The organism is Companilactobacillus futsaii JCM 17355, from assembly GCF_001435505.1.
GTDB lineage: Bacteria > Bacillota > Bacilli > Lactobacillales > Lactobacillaceae > Companilactobacillus > Companilactobacillus futsaii.
Window position 1 is genome coordinate 1 of the sequence record NZ_AZDO01000119.1, and the last position, 11,725, is coordinate 11,725.

At 33.8% G+C, this 11,725-nt stretch carries 11 protein-coding genes; 5 read left to right on the forward strand and 6 right to left on the reverse strand.

From position 1 onward, the window contains the following. Positions 1-72: 72 nt before the first annotated feature. From FC88_RS08825 to FC88_RS08835, 3 genes are all read right to left on the reverse strand, one after another. Positions 73-927 (reverse strand): glycerophosphodiester phosphodiesterase, encoded by an 855-nt coding sequence (locus FC88_RS08825; protein WP_057814788.1) that lies wholly within the window; start codon positions 925-927, stop codon positions 73-75. A gap of 81 nt (positions 928-1,008) precedes the next feature. After that, positions 1,009-1,260, reverse strand: a complete 252-nt coding sequence (locus FC88_RS08830) for a hypothetical protein (RefSeq protein ID WP_057814790.1) — start codon at positions 1,258-1,260, stop codon at positions 1,009-1,011. Between the two features lie 89 nt (positions 1,261-1,349). Next, positions 1,350-1,670 carry a DMT family transporter gene (locus FC88_RS08835; RefSeq protein ID WP_057814792.1) on the reverse strand — a complete coding sequence of 107 codons (321 nt, stop codon included), beginning with the start codon at positions 1,668-1,670 and terminating at the stop codon, positions 1,350-1,352. A gap of 147 nt (positions 1,671-1,817) precedes the next feature. Between FC88_RS08835 and FC88_RS08840 the strand changes: the two genes are divergently transcribed. Then, the gene (locus FC88_RS08840) at positions 1,818-2,237 is read left to right on the forward strand and encodes a GNAT family N-acetyltransferase (RefSeq protein WP_057814794.1); all 420 of its coding nucleotides are present in this window, start codon (positions 1,818-1,820) and stop codon (positions 2,235-2,237) included. A 94-nt stretch (positions 2,238-2,331) separates the two neighbouring features. Next, positions 2,332-3,678 carry an NADP-specific glutamate dehydrogenase gene (gene gdhA / locus FC88_RS08845; protein WP_057814795.1) on the forward strand — a complete coding sequence of 449 codons (1,347 nt, stop codon included), beginning with the start codon at positions 2,332-2,334 and terminating at the stop codon, positions 3,676-3,678. 96 nt (positions 3,679-3,774) lie between these two features. Here the strand turns inward: gdhA and FC88_RS08850 are convergent, their stop codons facing one another. Continuing rightward, the gene (locus tag FC88_RS08850) at positions 3,775-4,959 is read right to left on the reverse strand and encodes an MFS transporter (RefSeq protein WP_162256549.1); all 1,185 of its coding nucleotides are present in this window, start codon (positions 4,957-4,959) and stop codon (positions 3,775-3,777) included. 260 nt (positions 4,960-5,219) lie between these two features. Between FC88_RS08850 and FC88_RS08855 the strand changes: the two genes are divergently transcribed. Further along, positions 5,220-5,858: a GNAT family N-acetyltransferase gene (locus FC88_RS08855; protein ID WP_010020398.1), complete on the forward strand. Its 639-nt coding sequence runs from the start codon at positions 5,220-5,222 to the stop codon at positions 5,856-5,858. 137 nt (positions 5,859-5,995) lie between these two features. Here the strand turns inward: FC88_RS08855 and FC88_RS08860 are convergent, their stop codons facing one another. Next, entirely contained in the window at positions 5,996-8,425 is a 2,430-nt protein-coding gene (locus tag FC88_RS08860; protein WP_057814800.1) for a hypothetical protein, read from the reverse strand. Between the two features lie 148 nt (positions 8,426-8,573). On the opposite strand from FC88_RS08860, the gene FC88_RS08865 reads away from it, so the two are divergent. After that, complete coding sequence (locus FC88_RS08865) at positions 8,574-9,329, forward strand: hypothetical protein (RefSeq protein WP_057814802.1); 756 nt, start codon at positions 8,574-8,576, stop codon at positions 9,327-9,329. Positions 9,330-9,542: 213 nt separating this feature from the next. On the opposite strand, the gene FC88_RS08870 is transcribed toward FC88_RS08865, so the two are convergent. Continuing rightward, entirely contained in the window at positions 9,543-10,379 is an 837-nt protein-coding gene (locus FC88_RS08870; protein ID WP_057814804.1) for an SLAP domain-containing protein, read from the reverse strand. 438 nt (positions 10,380-10,817) lie between these two features. On the opposite strand from FC88_RS08870, the gene FC88_RS08875 reads away from it, so the two are divergent. After that, the coding region (locus tag FC88_RS08875) for an RNA-guided endonuclease TnpB family protein (RefSeq protein ID WP_057814806.1) at positions 10,818-11,725 on the forward strand (908 nt) is incomplete at its 3' end.

Here is an 11,725-nt window from a genome sequence, read left to right on the forward strand (position 1 = left end):
AAAGTGCTCCCAAAGTTGTTAGATTATGTCTAACAATTTTAGAGCACTTCATATTTGGATTTCCTTTTTTGTTTACTTCCAACGGTCGATTAAATGAACTGTTTCTTTAGTATTATTGGTAAAGACGCTATCTAATTTTAATGTATTGAGTGCTTCATAGTTATCGTTATAGGTGTTTAGAATCCAGCCGTTAGTTTTGAAGCCATTCTGGTGTGATAACTTAACTAATTTTGGTGTCCATTGATCTAATTTCATCGAAATGAATTTGATATAACGTGGAGCATTTTCAATTTGTTCCTTGTATTGACGTTCAGTGGCGGAGCTTAATAGCCAAAGAGTAGGAACTTTTTTCAAGGAATGATGTAACTCTTTGATTCCAGGTAAGCTCTCATCTTGGAAGATTACGTTTTTGGTCATTTTGTATTTCTTAAGTTCTTTGACGAGAGCTTTTTCAGTGTCAGTAGTGTCACCAGCATTTTTCTTAGTCTCAATTATATAGTGAACTTTTTTGCCATAACATTTGAAAACATCTTTTAGTTGATGAATTTTTTCACCATTGCGTAATTTGACTTGGCTAATTTTATTGGAATTTGTAGTTGAAATGGTAATATTTTTGCCAGTTGTTCGTTTGAGGTTGTCGTCGTGGGAGACAAATAATTTGCCATCTTTACTCAACCAAACATCTTGTTCAATATATTGGGTTCCGTCCTTGATGGCTCGATTGTAACCTTTAAAAGAGTGTTCGGGATAATTATAAGGACTGCCACGATGAGAAAAAATTAATGGCGTATCTGGTGAAGCATGATTGATACTTTGTGTAACTGAAGTTAGATTTTTAGCTTTTGGAGCTGCCGCTGCTTGGACGTTTAGTGGCATGCCCAAAGCTAGTAATAAAGTAAATAAAATAATGGTTAGTTTCTTTTTCATAATTTCCCCCAAATAATCTATTCTTATCATAGTTTAATCATAAAAAAAGTGCCACCGCAATAAATACGATGACACGATTAATTAGCAATTATGGAAAGGGCGAATTTTCTTAGGTTCAGATAGTCTTAAACTAGCACGTCTGGTCTTTTCTCGTTCAATCTTTAATTGATTTTTTAATTGACGATTCTTCCAGAAACCACGAATACAAATAGCAGCAGGAATTGCCATCCAGGCTACGGTTGCGGGAATTATCCATGGATTTTTACTAATGATTTCTAATTCTTTTTCATTACGTTTTTGTATTTCTTGATAAAATTCTTCGGGTATTTGCATGATTGTCATCCTTTTTTTACTTAAATCATACTCCGAATAGAAAACGCTGTCATTATAATCGGCCAATTTGTTACAATACTTATTGGGATTTAACTTCCAGAAGTAATTTTGATACCAATAATGCTAACAAGTAGTAAAGCTACAAATCCCCAAGTTAAGGGAGATAGTTTATCGCCAAAAATTATTACACCGGCAATGATTGAACCTACAGCTCCAATTCCGGTCCAAATAGGGTAGGCCAAACTCATCGGCATTCTTTTAATAGCAATTGATAAGAAAAACATACTCAGAGCTAGGCCAATAATCGTGTAAATAGTAAAACTGATTTTGGTAAAACCGTGGCTCAATTTCATAGTCGTTGCCCAAATTGTTTCAAAAAGTCCGGCAATAATTAAATAGATCCAATGCATGATATTTCCTCCAAAAAAAAATAAGCACTCTCAATAATTCCTTCTTTGGCCTAACGGAATTATTAAGAATACTTGATTAAGTGACACCCGGCGGTGTTTATTAACTTCAATGAGACATTTTAGCAAATTAAAAAAAGGTTGGCAAGTATGATTCAAAAAATGAAAGATTCAGAATTGGAAAGGGTAAGCCGGATATGGCTTAATAGTAATTTAGAAGCACATGATTTTATTGATAAGAACTTTTGGCTTGATAATTATCAAATGGTCAAAGAACAATTCAAAAATGCTGAAATATACGTCGATGTTGAACAAGAAGTTAGAGGGTTTGTTGGTTTACAGGGTAATTATATTGCTGGAATTTTTGTCGATAAAAAATATCGCAATCAAGGTATCGGAAAGAAGCTGATAAAATTTTTAAAAAGAGATCATCAAGAATTGTCACTAAATGTTTATGATAAAAATATTCAGGCTAAGCAATTTTATGAAAGAAATGGTTTTGAGGCTTCTATCCAGTCAGTCGAAGAAGAAACTGGTGAAGAAGAAACACGATTAGTTTGGAAAAAATAATTTATGGTTAATTTATTTTTAATTTAAAGTCAATTATTTTAATATTGAGCTATAATAAACAATAGTTTAATTAATTAAAAAGGTGGTATTTTACATGGCAGATGTCGAAACATATATTAAAGATTTAAAGGATTCTATTATTAAAAGAGATCCTAATCAACCAGAATTTCAAGAAGCAGCTTTTACAGTTTTAGATACATTAAAGCCTGTTTTAGAAAAGCATCCAGAATATGTTAAGAACAATATTTTGGGTTCTTTAGTTGAACCAGAACGTGCGATTCAATTTAGAGTTCCTTGGCAAGATGATGAAGGAAACTTTCATATTAATCGTGGCTTTCGTGTTCAATTCAATTCTGCCATTGGACCTTATAAAGGTGGTTTGAGATTACATCCTAGTGTAAACTTGAGTATCGTGAAATTCTTAGGATTTGAACAAATTTTAAAGAATAGTTTGACCGGACTACCAATCGGCGGTGGCAAAGGTGGTTCTGATTTCAACCCTAAAGGTAAATCAGATTCCGAAATTATGCGTTTTTGCCAAAGTTTCATGACTGAATTGCAAAAGTTCATTGGACCAGATTTGGATGTTCCTGCTGGTGATATCGGTGTTGGCGGTCGTGAAATTGGTTATTTGTTCGGACAATACAAACGTTTGAACGGCTTTCAAGGTGGAATTTTAACTGGTAAAGGATTGCAATACGGTGGTTCACTCGCTAGAACTGAAGCTACTGGATTTGGATTGATTTACTTCTTGAATGCCTTGATCAAAGACCAAAAGGATACTTTGAAAGGTAAGACAGTTAAGATTTCTGGTGCCGGAAATGTTGCAATTTATGCATTACAAAAAGCTCAAGAAAATGGTGCCAAAGTAGTGACTGTTTCTGATTCAAATGGTTACGTTTATGATCCAAATGGAATTGACCTTGATACTGTCAAACAGATTAAGGAAGTTGAACGTGGACGTATTAAAGAATACGCCGACAAGATTTCAACTGCTGAGTATCATGAAGGTTCCGTTTGGGATTTTGATATTGATTACGACATTGCTTTACCATGTGCCACTCAAAATGAAATCAATGAAGACCAAGCCAAATTGATGGTTAAAGATGGTGCCAAGTACATTGCTGAGGGTGCTAATATGCCAAGTAATACTGATGCCATTGCCGTCTACAAGCAAAATGATATCATCTATGGACCTGCTAAAGCTGCCAATGCCGGTGGTGTCGCTGTTTCAGCTCTAGAAATGAGTCAAAATAGTGAACGCTTGTCATGGACATTCGATGATGTTGACAAGCAATTGAAAGATATTATGGAAGATATTTATCAAAAGATTGCTGACGCTGATGCTGAGTATGGTTTGAACAAGGATTATCAAGCTGGTGCAAATATCGCTGGTTTTGAGAAAGTTGCTAAGGCTATGTTGGCTCAAGGATTAGTTTAGAATCAAAAAAGAACTAGATTACAATCAAACAAATAAAGCATCTATTCGGATAATGGCAGTCGTTAAATTGACTACATCTGAATAGATGCTCTTTTTTTATTCTACGGGTACGATTGGATGTTTTCTGACAATGAAGGTCAAAAGATAAGATGCCGCTAAGATGATAGTAACGACTAAGTAAGGATAATGTGTATTCCAGTCCATCAAAGCTCCAGACATCAAAGGTCCAATGACGTTACCAACACTAGTCAAAGACATATTCATACCATTGATCAAACCTTGATTAGAACGGCTTGATTTCGTTAATAAAGTTGTAATAGCCGGTCTTAATAGGTCGAATGAAGAGAAAATAATTAAAGTAGCGACGATAACTTCGATATGAGTGTGTGCTTGAGTTATCCAGAAAACACAGACGGCACTCAATAAAAAGGCGATACTGATCAGACGCATTTCACCGATTTTGTTGATGATCCAGTTAAAGGCCGCAACTTGTAGAATTAAAGAAATGATTCCATTTAAAGTTAAAACTAAAGCAATTGTTCCCAATCCGAAATCGAAGACTTGGTTAACATAAATACTATAAATACTTTCGAATCCTTGTAATCCAAAAGATGAAACCAAAATCATACCGAACAACATGACCATAGGCAAAGTCAAAATTGCTCGAATTGAACCTTTTTCTTGAGCCTTCTTTTCTGCTTCAAGTTCCTCACGTTCAAGAACTTCTTTGTCTTCTTTAAGAAAAATGTATGTGAAGATAGCACTAGTGATACTCAAAATACCGGCAACCCAAAATGGTGTTTTATAAGTAATTCCAGCTAAAATACCACCAAGTCCGGGACCCAAAATCAGGCCACCACTAAAGGCAGCCGAAAGCCAACCAATTACTTTGGCACGGTCTTTTAAAGTTGTTAAATCGGATCCTAAGGCCATTGAAGTAGGGATAACCATGGCTGCGGACAATCCACCAATGATTCGAGAGATGTTAAAAATAGGTAGTGTTGTAGCGACAGCGAAGATGAATTCTGAAATCATATAAGTAAATAATCCGAAAACAATAACTGGTTTTCTACCTAATTTATCAGATAGTTTACCTACAATAGGTGATGCTATAAATTGAGCAAAGGCGAATAATGACGTCATGACACCCATTTGTGAAGTCGTAAAATGGTACTGGTTTTTGATAAAAGGTGTAACTGGTATGACTAATCCAATCCCCAAACAGATTAAAAAGTTACTAAATACTAAGATGTAGATTGATTTTTTGTTCTTCCCCATAATTTCCCTCCCTATGTAAATACTTTTTTGAGCATAAGAAAACCGATATACTAAGAAGGCCTTAGCTATCGGCTTTGAACAAGAATCTCACTTTACTAAAAATCATACTATCATTCTATATTATTGTCTAATACTTTAAGTTAAATTTATTGTTAAAAATATATTACAAAAATTACGTTTGGCATGAAAATAATTTGTATTAGTGGACAATTGGTATAGAAGTGCTTATGATAAGTGTATGACTTAATAAGGAGGTCATATTTTTGGATTTTCGGAGTGGCTTAAACAGTGATAAGCCTCAGATAATAAATTTACTAGTAGATTCATTTAAAGAATACATAACAACTAAGAACATGTTCCAACAAGAATTTCGTTCTAGTGCTAAGTTCGATAAGTTGTTACGCAAGTATTTTGAACTTGAAGTTAATGTATTCATGAAAAAAGGTTTGGTTTATGTTGGAGCCGACGGAAAGGGAAAGCCTAGAGCAGTTGCTCTAATTGAATTTAATCAAGGTAAGCAGATTAGTAACTGGGATTATCTTTCAATGGATGGTTTAAAATTGTTGCCAGAAATTATCAAGAATGGATTCAATGGTTTCAATGCATTCGATATCTTTAAATTTGAAGATCTTTTCGATAAAGTAAAGGGTAAGAAAAAATGTGCTGTTGAATATTTGGCTGTTGATAAGAAATTACGTGGCCAAGGTATCGGTAGTAAGATGCTCAACAATCACATTAGCCCTTACGTGAAAAAAATTGGTTACAGAAACATTATTTTAGAAACAAATACACAAAAGAACGTTAAGTTCTATAAGAAGAATAATTTCTCCGTTCGCTCAGTTAAGAAAGTTAATTTGAGTCATGGGGATGTTAAAGATTGGGTTTTAGCTAAAACAATCTAAAATAAAAAAGTCGCTCACACACTGTGAACGACTTTTTTTATAAAAACAACTAATTCTTCCTACGAGTTAAGAATAACAAATTGCTTAAAAAGTGTTCTTATTCTTAAGGAAACTTAATTTATTTTAACAAATCTTAATTAGCTAGTTATATCATCGACCATAGTCCAAGTGATTTTTCCTTGATAATTTCCAGAATTAGTATTTTGTGGTAATTTGAGTTGCCAATCTCCAACACCAACATAGTCAGTTAAATTAATATTTTCTTGATTGTCGGTATTTTGGAAAGAAGCTGTCCTTATAGGAATACCATCACTTGAAATAGGTTGCCAAGTACCGGCATTTTCATAAGAATTGTTTCTTTGTTTAATAAATAGCAGATTAGATCCGTCTTCAGATAATTTATTGCCATTATTGTCTTGCAAACCATTTAAATTGTTGTCGTATGAGACATAAATATTAAACGGCTTAGTATCAGGATGTGATACGATTAATTCACCATTGGTGCTGGTGTTTTGTAAGGTCTTGCTTTGTCCGGTAAAGTTAGTTGTACCAAAATCGATTAAAGTAGGTACTTGGATAAAACCGTTGATATTTTTAACGTTTAAGTCAGCACCATTTGAGATCATTTCACCTGTGGGTTGACCAGCAGAAGTAGTTCCGCCAGTTACAGTTGCAGTATTAGTAATTAAACCAACAGAATTGGCAGTAACAGTGGCTGAAAATTTAATTAGAACCGATTCGCCTTGCTCGATTGCATTCATACCAGTTGATATTTGTTCGCCCTTATTTTCATCAGTTCCACCTTGGTAGTAATAATCTGTATCTTTAGGACCTTTGACGTAAACACTAGATTCATCAACTTTTAATCCAGCAGGAATAACATCTTTGATAGTTGCACCTGATTGCAAATAATCTTTACTGCCTGAGTCTATTTTATAAGAAATTAGATAATCAATGATGTCGCCTTTTTTGCCCTCGGTACTATTTTTAAAGTCTGAGTCACTAGATTCATTTTTAAGTTGTTTTGTGAAGGTAGCCGAAAACGAGGGCTTTTCTACTGGTATATTTACTGAAGCATCGATAGTTTCTTCAGTTGACCCAGCAACTTCTTGGTCAGTACCGTAAAATTGACCGGTATTTTTCAAATTGCCACTAGAATCAAGATTATCGATAGCATCGGCAGTAATGTTAGCTTCAAATGTTACAGCTTCAGCTTGATTATCAGTTAAGGATTGTGCTACTGGAACGGTTAAAGTTCTTGAAGATGAGTCATAATCGCTAGGATCCATAGCAATTTCAGTGCCATTATTGAAAACTTTCTTGATTGAATTAGGATCAATTTGTAAGCCTTCAGGAATTTTATCAACTAGTTGTCTGTAATACCAATTGGCGTTGTATCCATTGTTAGTGATATTGAGGGTGAATTTCAATTTGTCATTAATATTATTTTTTCCGGTATTATTAGTCTCATTTTTATATGATTTGTTGGCATGCATTATAGAATATGGTGATTGAGTTTCACCAATAGTGGAAGAATAATGTGCGACTTGATTGTTTGCTAAAGTCGTTTTATCCCAACTTAAGGAATAGGCCGAGTCAGTAGAGTCAATAATCTTATCGCCATAATTTAACTTTCTTTTTTCGTCACCATTACCATCGGAATCATACCGATCCGCCCAGTTAGGAGCATTGGTTGCTCTACTTAAGGCAACGTAGTGTTGGAAACCATCTTCAGTTTCATTTGTAATGGATAGTTTGTAATCTCCAGCGGCAATAAAAATTCCGTGTCCATCTCCTAAATCTTGAATGGGAACAGCATCGGCTGCTGAATTTGTAGCAAGACCTAATTTGGTATCTTCACCAAAGAAGACCTGAAATTCTTGAGTTGAACCAGAAACGTTTCGGACGTACATTTCTCTTTGAACTAAATTTCTATTCGTAGAAGAGGGACGTAAAATTAATTCGATGACGAAATTATAATTATCTCTTTTGAAATTTCCAGCAATCATATATGTATAGCGGCCATCACTATCTTTAGAAAAATAATAAGATTTATCGGTCATTTTATTTCCTAATACTGACATGGTGTCAGATTGAACTTTAGAATAAACACCAGGCTTGGTAATTAGAAAATCAGGTGAGGTCATAGATACACCTTGCTTACGACTATTCATAGTTCCTGAAGTGGAAAAGCCTTGAAAGGTTGAACTAATATATTTATTAGATGGATTGATTAAGAAGACATTCATTTTTGAATAATACATATTTAATGCACCCATAACTTCAGAATCTTTGACCATCGTATCATCTGAAGTATTGGCGGTGTAATTATTGTTAGTATCTGTTGTTAAGCCAAAACTATAACCTAATTTCAAACTTGGAGTTAATTGGATTGGATCAGAACGGGTAACTGAACCCTTAGACCAGTACGAAACACCGTCATCTATTCCGTCATTATTTCCGTCAACAGTTGCGGCGTTGATTTGAACGAGAGTCGTTAAAAGTACGAACAGTGCAGTAAAAAAATAAATTAACGCGTATTTTAATCCCATTTTTAGAATTTTCAATTTTTTTCACCCCTAATGCAAAAACCGTTGCTTCAGGGTTATTATACATTTTAATATAAATAAAATGATTATATTTATGAATAAAATATCAAAATAATGTAAAATTATCTTTACTTAGAATTGTTCATTACGAAAGGATAATAGATCAATGGATTTTACAGGTAGCGTTTCAAATAAAAAACTGACCTTTAACTTGGAAAAACTAGGAACAGTCAATTATTATCAAGCAATTCCAGATCAAGTGAACGAAGAATCGATATTTATCGTTATAAAAAATCACGAAGTTATTGGTATAAATTTGGGAAGTTTATTAAATGCCAAAGATTGTGATGGAATTGTAGAATTAATTTTACCAGAAAATATGATTCCAGCTGATTTCTTTTATTTTCTAACTAAAGAGTTAACTAGTTATGGTTATATGATGAATGTTGAATATAAAATGGCAATTTCTCAAGAGTCTATGAGTGTTTATCAAGATTATTGGGTAAGAATTGCACCATTGATGGCGATGTTTGGTTTGAAAAAGCAAATTAAAAAACGGACTAAAGCACGCCATCGCTTTGTTAAAGAGTTATCTGAAGTACCATTTTCCGTTGATTATAATGGTAGTAAAGCTACTGTATATTGGAACAGCCGTAATGAACTGATTATTAAAAAGGGTGCTATTTTAGTAGATAAAGCGCCACTGACGAAAGCTGGAATAGTTGGTTTTGCAGGAAGATTTGGGATGCAATTGCGTCAAGAACATGCGGATGCTATTCAAGATAATATTTTGATTGAAGATGTTCACTTGCGTAGCGTTAATGAAGTGGGCACTTTCTTGTATTTTGCGGGGACTAATAGTTGGTTACAGTTGATATCACCAGAAGGTAAAACTTTGGATGAATTGACGGTCGTTAAATAAAAATGCTCTTCGGGAATTGAATTTTCTCGAAGAGCATTTTTTAGATTGTAGCTTTTGGCTTAGCACCACAGTAACCGTCACAGGCACATTTTTGGTCATCTAGCATTTTACAATGGCAGATACCGTCGCTTCTTGAGCAACGACAGCCATCGTGACAGACCATACCTGCATGACAGTAAGGATTTTTTTCAGGCATAACTTCTCCTTTATTGATTATTTGTTGATACTAGTTGCAAATTCAGCAATGTATTCTGAGTTGTCTTTCAAATTAAGACCACTATTGATTGTAACATCACCTAACCAAACATATTGGTTAGTAGCAATCTCGCCCCAATATGAACCGTACTTGTTAACAACTAACTTAGAAACTTTCCAAGCAGTACCAGCAGCAAGTGTTTGACCATAAGCATTGTCAGCATAGTTGTAAACACGTGTAGAAACGTTAGTTGTAGCAACTAGACCATTGTTTGGCATTGGAATAGTAGGTGTCGTGTTGGTATTATTATTAGCATTTGTGTTCGTTTCAGCTGAATTGATTTTAACAGCTAAAGCAATTACATAAGCGTTAGTTGCGACTTGGTAGTAATCGTTGCCGTCAATGTTCTTTGTTTCACCGAGTTGCCATGATGAACCAGCAGGAAGAACTTGACCAGTAGCATTTCCGTCCGGATCAACTACTTTAGCAGCGTATAATAAAGTACCAATTTTTGTTGTTTCAGTATTTGTATCGGTAGTCGTATCTGTATTTGTATCAGTGTTTGTTGAATCAGAATTTATAACAGTAATATTAGTTGAAAGAGCATATTCATCTGTAGCAACTTGATAATAGGTGTTGCCGTCAATGTTAATGATCTTGCCTAATTGCCAATCAGTATCTTTGCCAAGAGCTCGATTCTGAACAGCCTTACCAGTGGAATCGACTAAAGAAGTGATGCTATTTGTACGTCCGACTAATTTAGTAGCAGCTTGAGAATCTTGTTGTGATAATGAAAGCACAGTTGGTGCTAATAAAATTAAAGCTGAAGTGATAAAAATGTTTCTTTTTTTCACGTTTTTTTCCTCTTTTTGTGTTTTTTGGTACACAACTAGATTATATATTACGAAAAAATTGTTACAAGTCTAGAAATAAAAATAATTGTGGATATAATATTATTTTTGGTTGCTTTATAATTGTTAGTAAATGTTCTAAAATCAAAGCATTCAAAAGGGGATAAATACTGCTGTTAGTCATAACACAGGTTTTTTTGGGGATGAATCAATGAAAAAAATTACTGCGAAAGTATTAGTCTTAGGGACAATTATTTTGTCATGTGGAGCTAGTTTCATGTGGCCAATAAATACAATTTTTATAAAAATCGCTAATTGAGAAAACACGGTAATTTATTGCCGTGATGAATCAATGATTTATGCGATTTTAGGTGTTTTTTACAAACATACGTTCCCCTTATGTGATATAATTACGATATCAAATCATGGGAGGGGGTTCATATGGTCTTAAAAGGTATCAAATTACGCATCTATCCAGATGGTTACCAGAAAGAACTTATCGAATACAACTTTGGTGCTAATCGTTTTGTTTGGAATAATATGCTAGATATGATGATCAAACGTCATGAAAATAATCCTGATTTGAAATCTTTGAAAGCATTTGATTTGAATTACATTCTGACGACTTTCAAAAAAGAACATACGTGGTTAAAGAAAGCTGAAAGCACGAGTCTTCAAGTTTCTAATAAAGACTTATTTGAAGCTTATAAAGGATTCTTTAGTAAAAAGCGTAAGTTTCCACGATTTAAAAGTAAGAAATATCCAAAACAAAGTTATCAATCTAAATTTGTTAATAATAATATTGAGATACTAGATGATTCTTATATCAAGTTACCTAAACTTGGAGTAATGAAATATAAGAATAAAAAATCAATCCCTAGTGTCATCAAGTACGTGACTATTCGTAAATCATCAACTAACAAATATTACGCCATTCTTACGGTTGATGAAGATATTACTCAATTACCAAAGACAAACAGGTCTGTCGGTCTTGATATGGGTGTTTGTGACCTAGTAATCTGTTCAGATGGAAGTAAGTATAAAACTATCCGTTTTGATAAGAAACTTGCTAAAAGGAAACACTATTGGGAAAAACGATTAGCTAGAAGACGTAATCAAGATCTAAAAGATATCCAGTATAAGAAGAAGTTTGGATTGTTTGATCCAAAACCTTTAGAACAATACTCAAACTATATGAAAGCTAAACTTATGGTAGCTAAGTATAGTGAGAAGATAGCTAATCAAAGAAAAGACTATCTCCATAAAATAACTCGTGAATTAGTTGAAAATAATGATTTGATTGTTATTGAAGATTTGAAAACCAAAAATCTTCTTAGTAATCATAAACT

Bases quoted from the DNA above. Each gene is read 5' to 3' on its own strand.
- FC88_RS08840 (WP_057814794.1), top strand. From the start codon at position 1,818: ATGATTCAAAAAATGAAAGATTCAGAATTGGAAAGGGTAAGCCGGATA.
- FC88_RS08835 (WP_057814792.1), bottom strand. From the start codon at position 1,670: ATGCATTGGATCTATTTAATTATTGCCGGACTTTTTGAAACAATTTGG.
- FC88_RS08825 (WP_057814788.1), bottom strand. From the start codon at position 927: ATGAAAAAGAAACTAACCATTATTTTATTTACTTTATTACTAGCTTTG.
- FC88_RS08830 (WP_057814790.1), bottom strand. From the start codon at position 1,260: ATGCAAATACCCGAAGAATTTTATCAAGAAATACAAAAACGTAATGAA.
- gdhA (WP_057814795.1), top strand. From the start codon at position 2,332: ATGGCAGATGTCGAAACATATATTAAAGATTTAAAGGATTCTATTATT.
- FC88_RS08865 (WP_057814802.1), top strand. From the start codon at position 8,574: ATGGATTTTACAGGTAGCGTTTCAAATAAAAAACTGACCTTTAACTTG.